A 16,049-nucleotide genomic window follows, 5' to 3' on the forward strand; every position below is an offset into this window, starting at 1 on the left:
GGCGCTCAGTTGGGGATGGTGATGACCTCGAGCACGCCGACCCCCAGGGAGGTGAGGAAGTTCAGGACGCCCTGGAGCTCCTCCTGGTCCTCGACGTCGCCCGTGATCGTGGTCTGGGCCCGCTGCCTGGTCGACTGCAGGTGCGGGAAGGCGCTCATCAGCTCGTCCGTGAGGTCGCCGTCCACGCGGATCAGCGTGCGGGTCATCAGCGGACCCCGGATGCGGCGCTCGCGCCGTGGTCGTCCGTCGCCTCCGCAGCAGCCCGAGGGGAGTCCGGCCGAGGGCCTCGCGATGCCGTGGTCATGTCGCTCCCGAGGTGCGATGGCGACTGAAGGGTCCACCGATCCGTGTCGAACGCTAGACGGGGCCACGGGGCCGAGCATCACCGGAAACGGACCAGCGGATGCGGCGTGCCGGGGGCGCTCTCGAGGAGCGCCCGACGCGGCGATCACCCCGCAGGGGTGAGCACCCGGCCGTGCGGCCGCCGGATGCTGGGGCCGTGACCGCCGGCCGGCCCTCGTCGAGGCGGCCGCTGCGGCACGGATCCCCGACCGGCCGCCGCAGCGCGGGGGGCGGGGCCACCCGCACGCGACGATCCGAGGAGAGACATGCAGGACACGAGAAGCGATTCGGCCACCCTGACGGTGTGGAAGTTCGACACGGCGTCGGGGGCGACGCAGGCGTCGGAGACCCTGGCGGAGCTCGCCCGCGCCGACCTCGTGGTGATCGTGGACGCCGCGATCGTCGAGTGGGAGGAGGGCAAGAAGAAGCCGAAGACCCGGCAGCTGCACAACCTCGCCGGCGCCGGAGCGCTCGGCGGCGCGTTCTGGGGCATGCTCTTCGGCCTGATCTTCTTCGTCCCGCTCCTCGGCGCCGCGATCGGCGCCGCGGCGGGAGGGCTCGCCGGCTCGCTGACCGACGTCGGGATCGACGACCGGTTCATCAACCGGATCCGCGACCAGGTGACCCCCGGCACGTCCGCGCTGTTCGTGATGTCGTCCGACGCCGTCATCGACAAGATCAAGGATGCCTTCGGGGCGCACCGCCCCGAGCTGCTCTTCACGAACCTGACGGGTGAGCAGGAAGCGGCACTCCGGGACGTCTTCGCGGAATGACGTCCCCCACCTGCACGGTCGGCGGCGCCGGCCACGGATCGTCCAGGTGCTCCTGGTGATCGCCATCGGCACGCTGTCGACCGGGGTGGGGCGTCGCGCGGTCGACCGTGGGCCCGCGCCCCCGGCGAAAGGCCGGCCCCCCGGCCGAACCCGCGGGCCGTGGCCCGATTCGGGTGACGCGAGGGCCCTCGCGGCCGCTCTAGCGTCGCCACCGCGCAGCGCGACAGCCTGCGACATCCGAGACCTCGACCGAACGATCCGATCCGATCCGAGAGGACGCACCATGAGCGCGACGACTTCACGAGAGGCGTATGAGGAGACGACTCGGGGCGCCTGGGCGGTCGGCATCTCCGTGTTCGCCGGAACAGGACTGTTCATCATCGGGCTCTTCCAGCTCGCTGAGGGCTTCGCCGCCGTCCTGAACGACAAGGTGTTCATCAACGCGCCGAACTGGATCTTCCAGCTCGACCTGACCGCATGGGGCTGGATCCACGTCGTGCTCGGCGTCCTGGCCCTGATCACCGGGGGTGCGCTGCTGTTCGGCAAGACCTGGGCGATGGGCGTCGGCATCGCGATCGCCGCCTGCTCGACGGTGACGAGCTTCCTGTTCATCCCGTACCAGCCGATCTGGTCGCTCACGATCATCGCGATCGACGTCGCGATCATCTGGTCGCTCGGCGACCAGCTGTCCCGCCGCTGAGCCCGTGCCGCACCGCCGGCGCACGACCGCAGGCCCTTCCCGCGCCTCTCAGGAGCGCTGGGAAGGGCCTTTCGGCATCGTTCCTCCGGGGTGATGTGAGCCCGTTCGGCCGCCACCTACCGTGACGAGCGCGCCACCCGGACCTCGGCGGCGCGGAACAGCAGCGCACGAGGTCTCGGACCCCGCTCCATGGGCGTCGGGGCCCTCGACGCACGTGCATCGGGGGAACGATGACCAACCACCCATCACCGGTCGAGCATGCCGAGGACCGGGGAGACGGCGTCGGCCCGGCCGATCACCCCGCCTGGCGGCGCACCGTGGCGATCACCGTCCGTGCTGGGGAGCCCCTCATGCGGCCCTACCTCGACCTCGTCGAGCGGAGCCGGCCGCCGGCGCTGCCGAGGGACCACATGGCCCGGCCGGCGCTCGACGCGCGGCTCGAGGACGCGGCGAGGAGTGCCGTCACCTCGGTCGTCGCCCCCGCCGGCGCCGGCAAGACGCTCGGGGTGGCCGGCTGGCTGCGTGCGACCGGGCGGTCGGCGTCGACGCTCTGGGTCACCGCGACCCCGGCACTCGGACCGGGCGCGCTGCGTCGGCTGCTCGCCGCGACGGAAGCCGGCAGCCGGGCGTCGGAGCCCGGAGCCGCCGCCGCTCCGCCGCCGGTCGGGGACCTGCTGGTCATCGACGACGCGGAGCACGTGCCCGCCGCGACGATCCGCGCCCTCGACGACCTGCTGAACCAGGACCCCGAGTCGCTGCACGTGGTGCTGCTCTCCCGCTGGGACCTGCCGTTCAGCCGGCTCATCCCCGAGCTGCTCGGCAACCTCACCGTGCTGCGCGGCGACGTGCTCCGCCTCGACGAGGCCGAAGCGACGGCGCTCGCGAGGCGGCATGCCCGGACGGCCTCGCCCGCCGTCCTCCATGCCATCACCGCGCACGCGCAGGGCTGGTGCGCCGCGGTCGTGCTGACGGCCAGGGCGGTCGGTGCAGCACCCGATCCCGCCGTGGCCGCCGAGCGCCTCGGCCGTCGAGGGCCGGCGGTCGCGGACCGGGTGGTCACCGAGGTGTTCAGCACGCTGACCGAGCGCCAGCGGCACCTGCTGCTCTGCCTGGGCGCCGAGCAGGCGGTCACCGTCCCCACCGCGGAGCGCCTGACGCACGATCCGCGCGCCGGCGAGCTCCTGGCGGACCTCGAGGCGACCGGGCTGCTCGTCACCCGCTCCGGCGGGGCCGGCCCGCGGGCCGCGGCCGATCCTGCGGACCAGACGGGCGAGGACGAGTCACCGGCGGTCTTCAAGATCCATCCGCTGCTCGCGGAGGTCACCCGCCGCCGGCTCGTGGCGGGTGGCGTGGACGTCTCCCGCGCCCGCGGCGCGGTGCTGCGAGCGGTGCACCTCGACCTCGCCCGAGGCGAGATCGCTCCGTCCTTCCGACGGCTGGTCGCCTATGGCGAGGTCCGGGAGGCGGCCGATGTCCTGGCCGAGCACGGACTCGCGTTGCAGCTGGGCGGGCACGGTGTGGCGATCCGTCGCTTCGCGCGGGCGTATCCGACCGAGATCGACGAGCACCCGGGGACCTGGTTCAGCGTCGCCTACGAGCGGTGGGTGGCGGGCGACGTGACCGGCGCATGCCGCTGGATGGACCGCATCGTCACGAGCCGCCGGGTCGCGGGGGAGGAGCCGGGCGCCGAGGCCGCGTGCATCGGGCTGCTCCGCTCCCGGCTCGGGGTCGAGTCCGCATCCGCCGCGCTCGAGCGCGCCCGGAGGGCGGTGGCCGCGGAGCACAGCGCGTCGGCGAGCTCGCCGGTGCTGACGCTGCTGCTGCTCGAGCTCGGGATCACGGAGAACTGGCTCGGCCAGCTCGCGCAGGCCGAGGTGCACCTGAGCGCCGCGGCGCTCGCCTGCCGCCACGAGGCCCTCACGGGGCTGCGGGCGGAAGCGCTGTCCCACCTCGTGTTCACCGAGTACATGCTCGGGCGGCCCCATGTCGGGGTGGACCTCGCCGAGGAGAGCCTCCAGATCCTCGCCGCCGCGCCGTGGCAGCCCTCCACCACCACGGCGCGGGTGATGGTGGCGCTCGAGCTCATCCAGATCGAGGACCTGCCCTGGCCGACCGCCCCGCTCCAGCCCACCCCGAGGCGCTACCCCGTGCATGAGGCGGACCTCACCACGAAGTTCTGGGCGCACCTGCTGACGGCGCGGCGGTCGTTGGCCTGCGGCTCGGTCGTCGAGGCCGAGCACGTGCTCGACGTCCCCGTCGAGACCCCGTCGGTACCCCGGCACCTGCGCATCGCCGCCCTCATCGCTCGGGCGATGGCGGCCGGGCTGGCCACGGACCGGGACCGGCTTCGGAAGCTGGCTCAGGATCTCGGCGCGCTCGATGCGCCCGCCGAGGCGGCGTTCGTCGCGGGCATCCTGGCGGACCTGGTCGGCGACCAGCACCGCGCCGACGAGCTGTGGCGGCGGACGACGACCGCCGGGGAGGCCGCGCAGCCCGGCGTCGTCCCGATGGCGCTCGCCTGCCGCGCGCAGCTCGTCGACGCGCTGGGGCGGCACGACGAGGCCGACCGGCTTCTGGCGGCGGCGGCGCTGGCGACCGAGGTGACGCGGTACGCCGTGCCGTTCCTCGGCTGGAGCCGGTCCGGCACCCCGATGCCGACCCTGCTGGAGCGCCTCGAGGCCGCTCGACCCACGGACTGGGTGCGGGACCTCGCCGCGGCGTCGGCCCAGCACCTCGGGCTCGGGGCCTTCTTCGGGCCGGTCACCGCGACCGCCCAGGAGCGCGCCCACGCCGCAGCGCCGGTCGTGGCGCCGCTGCTCAGCCCGCGGGAACGCGACGTGCTCCACGAGCTGGCGCGGGGCTCGACCTACGCCGACATCGCGGCCAACCTCATCGTCAGCGAGAACACGGTGAAGACGCACGTGTCGAGCCTGTACGCCAAGCTCGCCGTCAGCCGCCGCAGCGAGGCGCTCGCGGTGGCGCGGACGTCCCACCTGCTGTGAGCCGGGGTCGCTACTTCCCGTTGGTGCGGGTCGCCCACACCGGCTTGCCCGCCGAGGTGTAGAGGACGAAGTTGCCGTCGGACTGCATGGCGGCGTACGTCGCGTGCTTGCCGTACGTGCGGGACGCCCACACCGCGTGGTGCGTGGAGGTGGAGACGACGAGGTTCCCGTCGGCCTGCATCGTGGTGCGGTAGCCCTTGCCGAAGGTGTGCGTGTTCCAGATCGCCCTGCCGGTGTCCTTGTAGAGGACGAGGTTCCCGTCCGACTGCTGCGTGAGGTGGTAGCGGCCGTTCGGCGCGAGGAGCGTCTGGCCGGCGCTGAGCGTGTGCGGCTGCGTGAGCCTGGAGACGGGGACGGCGATCTTCACCGCGGCGCTGGTCATCGCGCGCGGCGTGTAGCCGGTCTTCGAACCGGTCACGACGGCACGGACCTGGTGCCCGGCGTCCGCGACGACGGTCCGGTAGGTGGACCCGATCGCGCCGGAGATCGCCTTGCCGTCCCGGGTCCACTGCACGTGCAGCGAGACGGGAGCGGGCGACCAGGTGCCGGTGTGCACGGTGAGGGTCTGGTTCACCGCGACCCGGCCGGACACCGTCGGAGTCGGGGTGGCCGTGAGCCGATGGCAGGACGCGTCGTAGTCCTGGATACGGCCCTGGAACGTCGCCTGGTACTGCGCGACCGAGACGGAGCTCCTGGGGGTGAAGGCGGTCGAGTAGCAGTTCGCCGCCGCGGAGCCCGCATCGCCGAGGCCGGCGATCCAGTTGGGCAGCCCGGCCAGGGGACTCGTGGCGGCGGTCGTGCCCGCGATGCCCTTCCACTGGATCGTCGTCGAGTAGAGCCCGGTCCGCGCGTGGGCGGCCGCGAACCCGGCCACCATCCCCTCGATGTCGGCGCTGTTCACCGCGGTGTCCGGGAGCCAGGACGGACCGTCGGAGATGGAGGGACCTCCCTCGACGTCGATCCACCAGAAGTACGGGGCTGCTGGCGCAGAGATCCGCTGCGTGTCCAGCTCCGCGATCGAGTAGCCGTACACGTAGGCGCACGCCTTGGTCTCCTGGCCGGGCGTGCAGGTCCCGTAGGGATCGCTGACGGCGGTTCCCGATCTCGTCGAATTCGAGTTCGGCCACCACGACGCGTCCTTGCCCGGGTCCTGCGCCATGACGTACAGCGACGTCGTCGGCTGCTGAGCGGAGCCCGCCGAGCCGCTCGCCCACGTGAGCTCGGCCGCCAGACAGCTGTTCGTGGTGTTCCCGTGCTCGTCGTTCGGGCCGTTGACTCCGACGACGCCGAACGCGTGCGTCGTGGGCAGCGGCAGCGTCGTGGTCACCGGGTCTCCGCACTGCGGCCACGAGACGTCCGCACCCGGCGCATCCGCGGGGGCAGCGACCGCTGCGGTGACCGGCACGACGGCGAGGCAGGCGGCGACGGCGAGGGCGGCGATGGAGGAGAGCAGGCGCACGCCCTCACTCTCGCGGCGAGTGGGCTCGGCCCGACCAGGCCACGCCCGCGGCGCTGAACCCGGCGCGCGGGACCCCGGGGAACCCTGGGTCAGATCGCGCGTTCGCCGAACCCCAGCGGCTCGCGCGTGAACCGGTAGGTCGCCCAGGCGAGCAGGCGGATCGATCCGTCCTCGCGGCGGTGGACCACGAGCCGCTCGCCGCGCTCACGTCCCGAGACGGTGCGGAAGGCGTCCGGCCCGGTCCGCTCGAACACGGAGGGCGCGAGGGACGGGTCGGCCCCGCCGACGACGGCCTCGAGTCGGCCCTCGCGGATTCGGAACACGAACGCGGAGCCCTCGGAGAACCACACGCCGACGAGCGGCAGCAGGTCCGCGGGCGCGGTCGTGCCCGGCGTCCAGGGGGTCAGCGGCGCCGCGTCGTGCGCCGCGACGTGCTCGGCGAGGCCGATCGCGGTGCCCTCCGGGTCCTTCGCGACGCTGTTGTTCATCAGGACGACGGCGGTGAGGCCCGACTCCCGGTCCGAGTACGCGCCGGTGATGCCGCCCGGTGCGCCGCCCGTGTGGCCGAACCAGGTGCGCCCGTCCCGCCGGACGACCGCGAAGCCGAGCCCCTGCGCGCCGTTGAACCGGTCGTCGCGCACCGCGTGCGGCTCCAGCATCTCGGTGAGGGTGTCCTTCCGGAGCACGGACTCGTCGGGATCGAGCAGGAACGCGTGCCACCTGACCAGGTCGGCCACCGTGCTCGCGAGCCCGCCCGCCGCGGCGAGGATGCCCGTGAACAGGATCGGCTCGTCGACCGGCACGTCCGTGAAGGGCGGGACGTAGTAGAGGCCGGCCTGCGGCGGCCGCGGCTCGAGGGTCGTGTCCCGCAGGCCCACCGGGTCGAGCAGGCGCGCCTGCAGGCTCTCCGCCCAGGAGCGGCCGTCGAGCCGCGCCACGATCTGGCCGAGCACGAGGTAGCCGAGGTTGCTGTAGTGCCAGGCGGTGTGCGGTTCAAGCACCCGCTCCTTCGCGTTCCAGTCCTCGACGAAGCGCTCCGTCGGCGGCACCTCGAGCGAGTCCCAGAACTCCGCCGCGACCGGCTCCCGCTGCATCCCGCTCGCGTGCGCGAGCAGCTGCCGCACCGTGACACCCGGATGCGCGCTGCCCGGCAGCAGGTCGTCCACGTGGTCGTCGAGGCGCAGCCGCCCCTCGTCGCGCAGCTGCAGCACCATCACGGCGGTGAACGTCTTGGTGTTGCTGGCGATGAGGAACTGCGTGTCGACGCCGAGCGGCACGGACGGGTCCGCGAGGTCGGCCGTGCCGACGCCGGCCGACCAGAGCAGGTCGCCGCGATGCGCGACGCCCGCCGCGAGCGCCGGTGTCCTGCTGACCCGTTGCGCCTCCACGGCCATCCGGTCGAGGGTCCGTCGGGTCGTGTCCAGCAGCTCGTATCGCACGCTCCCGATGCTAGGAGCCGGTGCTGCGTCCGCCCCGACTCCGCCGATCGAGGCCGTGGCGCCTCCCCGCCTAGGGTGGAGCCGCCGCTCGCCCGGGCGGCCCCACCGAACGAGAACCGATGACCCTCGCCACCTTCTCCGCATCCCGTCCGTCGGACGCCGACCAGCCGCTCACGATGCTGAACCCGGACTTCCCGTTCAGCTACGACCGCCACCTCCAGCACCCGGCCGGCCTCGGCGCCGTTCCACCCGAGCGGTACGGCACGAAGGTCGCGGTGATCGGCGCCGGCCTCTCCGGGCTCGTGGCGGCCTACGAGCTGATGAAGCTGGGACTCCAGCCGGTGATCTTCGAGTCCGCGCAGATCGGCGGCCGGCTCCGCACCGCGGCCTTCCCCGGCGCGCCAGACGTCCGCGCCGACCTCGGCGGGATGCGGTTCCCCACCTCCGGGCGCTCCTTCTACCACTACGTCGACCTGCTCGGCCTCGAGACGTCGGCCTTCCCGAATCCGCTCGCCCCGGCCACCCCGAGCACCGTGCTCGAGCTCGGGGGCCGGTCGTACTACGCGGAGACCGCCGCGGACCTGCCGGAGTTCTTCACCGAGGTCGCGGACGCCTGGACGCGCGCGCTCGAGGAGGAGGCCGACTTCGGCCCGATGCAGGACGCGCTCCGCCGCCGGGACGTGCCGGAGATCAAGCGGCTCTGGAACCGGCTCGTCGCCTCGCTCGACGAGACCACGTTCTACGGCTTCGTCGCGCAGAGCGCCGCGTTCCGCGAGCGCTCCTTCGCCCACCGCGAGGCCTTCGGGCAGGTCGGGTTCGGCAGCGGCGGCTGGGACACGGACTTCCCGAACTCCATGCTCGAGATCCTGCGCGTCGTCTACACCGGCGCCGACGACGACCACCGCGGCATCGTCGGCGGTGCGCAGCGGCTGCCGGAGGCGCTCTGGAACCACGCCCCCGAGCAGCTCGCGCACTGGCCGGCCGGCACGTCGCTCGCGAGCCTCCATGGCGGCAGCCCGCGCGGCGCGGTCGCCACGATCCTCCGCGACGCGGACGGCCGCATCGAGGTCACCGAGAAGTGGGGCAAGGCGACGGCGTTCGACGCGGCCGTCGTCACCTGTCAGTCCTGGCTGCTCTCCGCGCGCATCCACACGGAGGAGCGGCTCTTCAGCCCCGAGATGTGGACCGCGATCGAGCGCAGCCACTACATGCAGTCGTCGAAGACCTTCGTGATGGTCGACCGGCCGTTCTGGAACGACCGCGACCCCGAGACCGGGCGGCGGGTGCTCAGCATGACGCTGACCGACCGGATGCCTCGGGCCACCTACCTGCTCGACAACGGCCCCGACCAGCCGGCCGTGATCCTGCTCTCCTACACCTGGAACGACGACGCCCTGAAGTGGCTGTCCCTCACGGCGGACGAGCGCGTGACCCTGATGCTGCACTCCCTGCGGCAGATCTATCCGGACGTCGACATCGCCTCGCACATCGTCGGTGAGCCGATCACCGTGTCGTGGGAGTCGGACCCGAACTTCATGGGCGCGTTCAAGAACAACCTGCCGGGGCAGTACCGGTACCAGCGCCGCCTCTTCGGCCACTTCGTGCAGGACGACCTGCCGGAGCACCAGCGGGGGATCTTCCTCGCCGGCGACGACATCTCCTTCACCGCCGGATGGGCGGAGGGCGCCGTGACGACCGCGCTGAACGCCGTGTGGGGCACCGTGCGGCACCTCGGCGGCAGCGCGGCCCCGGCGAACCCGGGGCCCGGCGAGGTGTGGCCCACCCTCGCGCCGATCGACCTCGACCAGGCGGGCTGACGTCGGCCCGGCGGCGGGACGGCCCTGCCGGGGGTCGAGTCCACGGTCGGCCGGTCTTCTTCGCGCTCTCTTCGCCGTTCGGGCCCAGAATCGAGGGGTGACCGGTGCAGGCTCCCCCTTCCGGGCGCGGCCGCGCCCTGCAGCACCGCACCTCGGGACGGCCGCGCCGCTCGCCGGCCGACCGGTGACGGAGGTCCTCGCATGAACGCAGCGGAGCACAGACCGCACCTGCTCCTCGTCGAGGACGACCCCGACATCGGGCCGCTCACGGCCGAGATGCTCTCCGACGCCTACTCGGTGACGCTCGTCACCGACGGCGAGGCGGGCTTCGAGGCCGCGCTGCACGGCGACTTCTTCGCCGTCGTGCTCGACCGCCGCCTGCCCGGGATCGACGGGCTCGAGGTGGTGCGGCGCCTCCGCCGCCGCGGTGTCGCGGTGCCGATCATCCTGCTCACCGCGCTCGGATCCCTGGAGGACCGCGTGGTCGGCCTCGACGCCGGCGCGGACGACTACCTGGTGAAGCCGTTCGAGGTCGCGGAGCTGCAGGCGCGGATCCGGGCCATCACGCGCGTGCACGACGAGGGCGAGTCGCCCATCCTCATCGGGGACTGGGAGTTCCGGCCCCTCAGCCGCATCCTCAACTCGCCCTACGAGGGCCGCATCGTGCTCACGGAGACCGAGGCGCAGCTGCTGCACCTGCTCGCGCGGCACCCGAACCAGACGCTCTCCCGCGAGCGGATCCTCCGCGAGGTCTTCGCCTCCGGCGACTCGCTCGGCACCGTCGACACCTACGTGCACTACATCCGGCGCAAGACCGAGCGGGACATCATCACGACCGTCCGCGGCGTCGGCTACCGGCTGGGGGCGATCTGAGCGCCGTGCGCCGCGACGACCGCCTGGACAGCGACGCCGCGGCGGTCCGGGCGGCGGCACGGCAGACCGCATGGCGCGTCGTGGCGGTCTCGGCCGGCCTCGTGGTCGTCATCGTCGGGCTCGCGGTCACCTTCATCCTGCAGCAGTCCCGCCCGACCGAGCGGCTGGAGAGGCCCGCCCCCGGCGAGGAGAAGATCTACGTCGACGCGAACCAGATGCTCGTCGCACTCGTCGTGCTCGGGCTGGTCGCGATCGTGCTGGTCGGGCTCTCGAGCCTCGCGATCGCCCGCCGGGCGGTGACGCCGCTCGGCACCGCGCTGCGGATGCAGCGGTCGTTCGTCGCCGACGCCAGCCACGAGCTGCGCACGCCGCTCACCGTGCTCGACTCCCGCCTGCAGGTGCTCGGACGCCGGCTGGAGCGCGGCGAGCCGTACGCGGAGGCGCTCGGGTCGGCGCGGGCGGACACGAGGGCGATGATCGACCTCGTCACCGACCTGCTGCTGGTCGCCGAGTCGTCCGCGAACGAGCTCCGCGCCGGCGTGCGGAACGGCTCCGACATCCGTGCGGTCGTCCACGGCGTCGTCGCGGACATGCGGATGCTCGCCGAGCAGCGGCGGATCGAGGTCGTCGCCGACGTGCAGGGCGAGGCGAGGGTGACCATCAACGAGGTCGGCCTGCGGCGCTGCCTCGTGGTGCTGCTCGACAACGCGATCGCGCATTCACCGGACGGCACGACCGTCACGGTGCGGACGTCGCTGGAGCACGGCCGGGTCGCGATCCGGGTGGCCGATCAGGGCTCCGGGATCCGCGATCTGGCGCCCGACCAGGTGTTCGACCGATTCGCGCATGCCGCGGGGACGGCCGGGGTGACGCAGCGGCGCAGCTTCGGGCTCGGGCTCGCGCTGGTCCGCGACCTCGCCGCCCGCAACGGCGGCCGGGTCGAGGTCGAGCGCACGGGATCCGACGGGACCGTGATGCGGCTCGAGCTGCCGGTCGCCCGCGGCTGAGCGGTCAGCGGGGGCGGTGGACCCAGGAGCGGGGGGGCCCGAAGCGCACCGCGGTGCCGAGCCCCACGACGCCGAGGAACCCGCCGCCGCCGACCAGCCCGAAGCGGACCAGCCGCGTGCTGCGCCGTGGGGATACGGATGCGGCGATCAGGCGCTCATGCGCGCCTCAGGACCCGGCGCCGTCCAGCGCGGCGCCGACCGGCGCCACGGCCCGGTGGCGGGCTGCCAGCACGGCGAGGCCGATGACGAACACCCCGAGCAGCACGGCGCTGACCGGGCCCGAGCCGAGGTCGAGGCCGCCACGGGCCGGCGACACCGCGAAGTAGTCCGCGAACGAGGCGCCGAGCGGGCGGGTCAGCACGTAGGCGGTCCAGAAGGTCGCGACCGGCGCGCGGTGCGTGACGGCGAACCAGATCCCGGGCAGGGCGAACGCGATCCCGAACAGCACGCCCGAGCCGAGGTAGCCGAGGTGCAGGGTCGTGGCGGTGAGGTCGCCTGCCGCGGTGCCGAGGGCGAACGTGGCCATCACGACCGCCCAGTAGAACCGCTCGCGGCGCGGCGTGCGGATCTCGTGCACCGAGAGCGTGCCCTCGACGCGACGCCAGAGCACGAAGATCGCGGCCAGCGCGACCGCGAAGACGACCGTCGACACCGCGTAGGGGATGCCGAGGCCGACGTGCAGCACATCCGCGGCCATGGTGCCGAAGACGCTGACCATCAGGGCGGCGATCCAGTAGGGCGTGGGCCGGTAGCGGCCGACCCGCAGCTGCACGACGAGGGCGACGACGAGCACCAGCAGCGCGGCCGGGACGACGAGCTCCGGAGCGAAGCGCTTGACGAAGAAGTCGGAGGTCGTCTCGCCCATGCCCGTGGTGAGCACCTTCATGAGCCAGAAGGAGGTCGTCGGGTCGGGCACGCGCTGGGCGCCCGGCAGGGCGCCGCGGCGCAGGGTTCCGCTCGGCATGCGATCCATCGTGCGGGAGAGCGGCGAAGAACCCTCGAAGACGACGGCTTGTCGCGGACATCCGACCCGGCCAGGCTGAGGCCGTGTCGTTCTTCTCGTCGATCCCCGAGGCGCCGGAACCCGAGGAGACGCGGGAGCCGTATCGACGGCCGCCGAGCATCTTCGGCCCCTCGCCCGACGAGCTGGGCCGGCCGATCTCGGACTCCTTCGTGCTCGCCCGCTCGGACTCGGCCGCCGTGCTCGTGCAGACCATCCGCGTGCACAGCACCGGTTGCTTCTTCGAACTGCAGTGGATCGTCCGGCGCACGACGGAGAGCGCTTCCGAGTGGGAGCGGGGCGGGCGGACCGAGTTCGGCGGATCCGGTCGGCACTTCGAGCAGGACGGGCTGCTCGTCGGCATCGAGTTCAGCGACGGCGCCGTCGCGAGGACGAACGATCCCTTCGACCGCCGCGAACCGGGCGCCGGGCCGCGGCTCGTCGCCGCAGGAGACAGCTCGAGCGGGGGCGACTCGGAGCGTCGCCACGGCGACCGCGGCCTGTGGCTGCTGGGGCTGCCGCCCCTGCCCACGATGGAGCTCGTCTGCGCGTGGCCGCGGTACGGCATCCCCGAGACGCGGCGTACCGTCGATACCGGCGCGATCCACGAGGCGGCAGGGCACGTCGCGTGGGTCTGGCCGGAGGACGCCGACCTGGCCGAGATGGAGCTCTAGGCCGTCAGTCCCGGGCGGTCAGCGACGGCGCGCGAGGACAAGCTGCACCGCGCCGTCGAGCTCGAACCGGTCGGGCAGCACCGCGCGGATCCGGTCGAAGGCCCGGACGCGCTCGTCCGGGTCCAGCATCAGGTAGGCGGAGACCGTGCCGAGGCGCCCGATGAACTCGTCGGGCGTCGAGGTCAGGGGATGCTGCAGCGTCCGCTGCTCGACGTCGGTGAAGGCGTCGTGGCCGGTGAGCTCCTCGATCGACCACGGGCTGATCGTGTTGCCGACGCGCGATGGGAACGCGCGCCGCTCGATGGCGTCGACGGCCTCGGAGAGCCCCGGGTCGGCGAGGTCGCCGAGCATCCCGATCAGCGCGAGCACCCCGCCGGGTGCGAGCAGCTCGGCGGCGTGCGCCGTCCGCACGGCCGGGTCGACCCAGTGCCAGGACGCGGCGGCGTAGACGAGGTCGAAGCGATCCGCCGTGCTGAAGGCCTCGAACGTGGACACGATCGGGGTGACCGGCAGCTCCCGCGTAGTCGTGGCGAGCATCTCGGCCATCCGCGGATCGGGTTCGAGCGCGGTCACCGCGAGCCCGCGGGCGGCGAAGCGTCGGGTCGCCTTCCCCGTGCCCGCCCCGACCTCGAGCGCCGAGCGGACGGGACCGCCGGCGGATCGCAGCACGGCGTCGACGACGTCGTCGGGGTACTCGAGCCGGTAGCGCTCGTAGTCGGCGGCCACGGACCCGAACGACAGGTTCCGGGTCGACTTCTCGGGTGACTCCGGCACCGGGCGACTCTAGTTCCGCGGTCCGCCATCGCGCCGTTCCGGAGAAATCGGATGACACGCCGCGCCGCGCGCGCCGAAGGCGGCGTGTCGCGCAGGAACTCCGGAACGGCGCGATGAGGAAGACGCTCCACGGCGCCGTCGATAGCCTCGCGGCATGAGCGACGTCGTCATCCGCCCCGTCGAGCAGCAGGACCACGAGCCGTGGGCGCGCCTGTTCCGCGGGTACCGCGAGTTCTACGAGCTGGAGCCGAGCGACGAGGTCGTCGATCGCGTCTGGGGCTGGCTGCGCGACCACGGGGCCGAGGTGTTCGGGTTCGTGGCGGAGCGGGACGGCCGGCTCGTCGGGCTCGCGCACTACCGGCGGTTCCTCCGCCCCTCCGCCGGCGCGACCGGCATCTACCTCGACGACCTGTTCACCGATGCGGACGCGCGCGGCGCCGGTGTCGGCCGGGCCTTGGTGCTGCGGATCGCGGACCTCGCGGCCGAGGAGGGCGCATCCGTCGTCCGCTGGATCACCGCGGAGGACAACGCCCGCGCGCGGCGCCTCTACGACTCGGTCGCGACCGCGACGCACTGGGTGACCTACGACCTGCGCCCCGGCGGCGAGTAGGGCGAAGTCCTGCCCGTTGCAGGTGGTGTGTCTCCGAGGCGACCGGCGTACCCTCCCGCCATGAAGGGGAGGTCGCCGTGCTCGGCACTCATCTGATGGACGTGGCCGCTGGATCGGCCATGCTGGACGCGCTCGGGGCGATGCTGCTGGTCTGCGGGGTGGTCGTGTCCGCGGCGGTCGGCGCGGTCGCCGTGACGTTCGCGGTGACGGTCCGCCGCATCCGCCGCAGCCGCACGCTGACCCGCGCATCCCTGCGGATGCATTCGCTCACCGAGTCGGGGCCTCGGCGCGAGGTCGCGCGGCTCCGCCTGCAGCTGCACCGGACGATGGACGGCGGCCGCGTGACGATGGACGCCGCCGATGCCCGGTCCGGGCTGCCCGGCGAGACGCCGGCGCTGTTCCGGCGCCTCCAGAAGGAGGCCGCGGCCGTCGACCAGCACCTCCGCGTGCTGCAGACCGAGGACGACGACGCGACGCTGCGGGTGGCCCTTCCCCCGCTGCGGTGGCGGGTCGACGAGCTGACCCGCCACGTCCGGCGCCTGCGCGCCGCGGTCGCGGACGGGCTCGCGGCCGCGTCGGAGGGTTCGATGGACGAGCTCGGCGCCGACGTCGAGCGCGAGGTGATCGCCCTGAAGGCGGGGCGCGAGCGCCTCCGGACCCTCAGCGGCGGGGCGACCACCCCACCGCGACTGACCGGCGAAGGAGCGAGCCGATGAACATCACCACGCGCATGCGGAACCTGTTCCGCATCAAGACCAACCGGGCGCTCGACCGCTTCGACGACCCCAGGGAGTCGCTCGACGACAGCTACGACCGTCAGGTCGACCTGCTGGCGCAGCTGCGCCGCGGCCTCGCCGATGTGACGACGGCGCGCAAGCGGATCGAGCTGCAGGGCCAGGAGCTCGGCGCCCGCTACGACCGGCTCGGCGACCAGGCGCAGGAGGCGATGGACCAGGGCCGCGAGGACCTCGCCCGCACCGCGCTCGAGCGGCGGTCGGGGCTCGAGCAGGAGATCACGGCGCTCCGCGGCCAGTTCGACTCGCTGCAGCGGCAGGAGGCGAACCTGCTCGAGAACGAGCGGCGGATGACCGCACGCGTCGCCGCGTTCCGCACCCAGAAGGAGACGCTGAAGGCCTCCTACACCGCGTCCGCCGCTCAGGTGAAGGCGAACGAGAGCGTCGCGGGGCTCAGCGGCGACCTCAACGGCGTCGGCCGCTCGATCGACCAGGCGAAGGACAAGGTGCTGCAGATGCAGGCCCGCGCCGCCGCCACCGACGAGCTGATCGCCCGCGGCGTCGTGCAGGACCACACCGCGTCGCCCGACGAGGACCTCGACCACATGCTGGCGAAGGGCCGCTCGGCCACCGACATCGAGCGGCAGCTCGCCGCGATGCGCGAGCAGCGCAAGCGCGGAGCGGTGACCGGCGGATCCGGATGGCTCGGCATCGGCCGCGAGCCGTCGGGCGAGAGCCAGCCGACGACCTGACCTGCGTTCACCGCCAATCAGTGGGTGGGTTGCCACTTCTGGCCCCTGAGCGTGCGCTTCGAGGACGAGAAGTGGCAACTCACGCCCCGGGGC

General features: G+C 73.3%; 15 protein-coding genes. 10 read left to right on the plus strand and 5 right to left on the minus strand.

What is annotated here, in order from left to right; translation table 11 throughout:
* Positions 1-5 precede the first annotated feature (5 nt).
* Entirely contained in the window at positions 6-206 is a 201-nt protein-coding gene (locus VIG76_RS06240) for a hypothetical protein (protein ID WP_331952201.1), read from the minus strand.
* Between the two features lie 402 nt (positions 207-608).
* On the opposite strand from VIG76_RS06240, the gene VIG76_RS06245 reads away from it, so the two are divergent.
* From VIG76_RS06245 to VIG76_RS06255, 3 genes are all read left to right on the plus strand, one after another.
* Positions 609-1,115 (plus strand): DUF1269 domain-containing protein, encoded by a 507-nt coding sequence (locus tag VIG76_RS06245; protein WP_331952203.1) that lies wholly within the window; start codon positions 609-611, stop codon positions 1,113-1,115.
* A 283-nt stretch (positions 1,116-1,398) separates the two neighbouring features.
* Positions 1,399-1,815, plus strand: a complete 417-nt coding sequence (locus VIG76_RS06250) for a DUF7144 family membrane protein (RefSeq protein WP_331952205.1) — start codon at positions 1,399-1,401, stop codon at positions 1,813-1,815.
* A 230-nt stretch (positions 1,816-2,045) separates the two neighbouring features.
* On the plus strand, positions 2,046-4,817 hold the full coding sequence (locus tag VIG76_RS06255) for a LuxR C-terminal-related transcriptional regulator (RefSeq protein WP_331952207.1): 2,772 nt from the start codon (positions 2,046-2,048) through the stop codon (positions 4,815-4,817).
* A gap of 10 nt (positions 4,818-4,827) precedes the next feature.
* Here the strand turns inward: VIG76_RS06255 and VIG76_RS06260 are convergent, their stop codons facing one another.
* Positions 4,828-6,276 carry a hypothetical protein gene (locus VIG76_RS06260; RefSeq protein ID WP_331952209.1) on the minus strand — a complete coding sequence of 483 codons (1,449 nt, stop codon included), beginning with the start codon at positions 6,274-6,276 and terminating at the stop codon, positions 4,828-4,830.
* Positions 6,277-6,365: 89 nt separating this feature from the next.
* Positions 6,366-7,715, minus strand: a complete 1,350-nt coding sequence (locus VIG76_RS06265; RefSeq protein WP_331952211.1) for a serine hydrolase domain-containing protein — start codon at positions 7,713-7,715, stop codon at positions 6,366-6,368.
* A 119-nt stretch (positions 7,716-7,834) separates the two neighbouring features.
* Here VIG76_RS06265 and VIG76_RS06270 point away from each other — a divergent pair, with 119 nt between their 5' ends.
* The 3 genes from VIG76_RS06270 to VIG76_RS06280 all read left to right on the plus strand — a co-directional run bounded on the left by VIG76_RS06270 (position 7,835) and on the right by VIG76_RS06280 (position 11,412).
* Entirely contained in the window at positions 7,835-9,532 is a 1,698-nt protein-coding gene (locus VIG76_RS06270; RefSeq protein ID WP_331952213.1) for a flavin monoamine oxidase family protein, read from the plus strand.
* A gap of 201 nt (positions 9,533-9,733) precedes the next feature.
* Positions 9,734-10,405 (plus strand): response regulator transcription factor, encoded by a 672-nt coding sequence (locus tag VIG76_RS06275; RefSeq protein WP_331952215.1) that lies wholly within the window; start codon positions 9,734-9,736, stop codon positions 10,403-10,405.
* Between the two features lie 5 nt (positions 10,406-10,410).
* Positions 10,411-11,412, plus strand: a complete 1,002-nt coding sequence (locus tag VIG76_RS06280; RefSeq protein WP_331952217.1) for a sensor histidine kinase — start codon at positions 10,411-10,413, stop codon at positions 11,410-11,412.
* 166 nt (positions 11,413-11,578) lie between these two features.
* Here VIG76_RS06280 and VIG76_RS06285 read toward each other — a convergent pair whose 3' ends face one another.
* Positions 11,579-12,376 carry a COG4705 family protein gene (locus VIG76_RS06285; RefSeq protein WP_331952219.1) on the minus strand — a complete coding sequence of 266 codons (798 nt, stop codon included), beginning with the start codon at positions 12,374-12,376 and terminating at the stop codon, positions 11,579-11,581.
* Between the two features lie 83 nt (positions 12,377-12,459).
* Here VIG76_RS06285 and VIG76_RS06290 point away from each other — a divergent pair, with 83 nt between their 5' ends.
* A complete protein-coding gene (locus VIG76_RS06290; protein ID WP_331952221.1) occupies positions 12,460-13,086 on the plus strand; it encodes a hypothetical protein in 627 nt (208 codons plus the stop codon).
* An 18-nt stretch (positions 13,087-13,104) separates the two neighbouring features.
* On the opposite strand, the gene VIG76_RS06295 is transcribed toward VIG76_RS06290, so the two are convergent.
* On the minus strand, positions 13,105-13,860 hold the full coding sequence (locus VIG76_RS06295; protein WP_331952223.1) for a class I SAM-dependent methyltransferase: 756 nt from the start codon (positions 13,858-13,860) through the stop codon (positions 13,105-13,107).
* A 154-nt stretch (positions 13,861-14,014) separates the two neighbouring features.
* Between VIG76_RS06295 and VIG76_RS06300 the strand changes: the two genes are divergently transcribed.
* From VIG76_RS06300 to VIG76_RS06310, 3 genes are all read left to right on the plus strand, one after another.
* The gene (locus tag VIG76_RS06300; protein WP_331952225.1) at positions 14,015-14,470 is read left to right on the plus strand and encodes a GNAT family N-acetyltransferase; all 456 of its coding nucleotides are present in this window, start codon (positions 14,015-14,017) and stop codon (positions 14,468-14,470) included.
* 77 nt (positions 14,471-14,547) lie between these two features.
* Positions 14,548-15,186 carry a hypothetical protein gene (locus tag VIG76_RS06305; RefSeq protein WP_331952227.1) on the plus strand — a complete coding sequence of 213 codons (639 nt, stop codon included), beginning with the start codon at positions 14,548-14,550 and terminating at the stop codon, positions 15,184-15,186.
* Positions 15,183-15,956: a PspA/IM30 family protein gene (locus VIG76_RS06310; protein WP_331952229.1), complete on the plus strand. Its 774-nt coding sequence runs from the start codon at positions 15,183-15,185 to the stop codon at positions 15,954-15,956. The genes VIG76_RS06305 and VIG76_RS06310 overlap by 4 nt, the downstream gene beginning before the upstream one ends.
* The last annotated feature ends 93 nt before the right edge of the window (positions 15,957-16,049 follow it).

The sequence above is a fragment of the Amnibacterium sp. genome (assembly GCF_036559085.1).
In the GTDB taxonomy this organism is placed as follows: domain Bacteria; phylum Actinomycetota; class Actinomycetes; order Actinomycetales; family Microbacteriaceae; genus Amnibacterium.

Excerpts from the sequence above, each read along its gene's own strand:
- VIG76_RS06285 (WP_331952219.1), bottom strand. The coding sequence starts at position 12,376 with ATGCCGAGCGGAACCCTGCGCCGCGGCGCCCTGCCGGGCGCCCAGCGC.
- VIG76_RS06240 (WP_331952201.1), bottom strand. The coding sequence starts at position 206 with ATGACCCGCACGCTGATCCGCGTGGACGGCGACCTCACGGACGAGCTG.
- VIG76_RS06300 (WP_331952225.1), top strand. The coding sequence starts at position 14,015 with ATGAGCGACGTCGTCATCCGCCCCGTCGAGCAGCAGGACCACGAGCCG.
- VIG76_RS06250 (WP_331952205.1), top strand. The coding sequence starts at position 1,399 with ATGAGCGCGACGACTTCACGAGAGGCGTATGAGGAGACGACTCGGGGC.
- VIG76_RS06310 (WP_331952229.1), top strand. The coding sequence starts at position 15,183 with ATGAACATCACCACGCGCATGCGGAACCTGTTCCGCATCAAGACCAAC.
- VIG76_RS06275 (WP_331952215.1), top strand. The coding sequence starts at position 9,734 with ATGAACGCAGCGGAGCACAGACCGCACCTGCTCCTCGTCGAGGACGAC.
- VIG76_RS06255 (WP_331952207.1), top strand. The coding sequence starts at position 2,046 with ATGACCAACCACCCATCACCGGTCGAGCATGCCGAGGACCGGGGAGAC.
- VIG76_RS06270 (WP_331952213.1), top strand. The coding sequence starts at position 7,835 with ATGACCCTCGCCACCTTCTCCGCATCCCGTCCGTCGGACGCCGACCAG.
- VIG76_RS06245 (WP_331952203.1), top strand. The coding sequence starts at position 609 with ATGCAGGACACGAGAAGCGATTCGGCCACCCTGACGGTGTGGAAGTTC.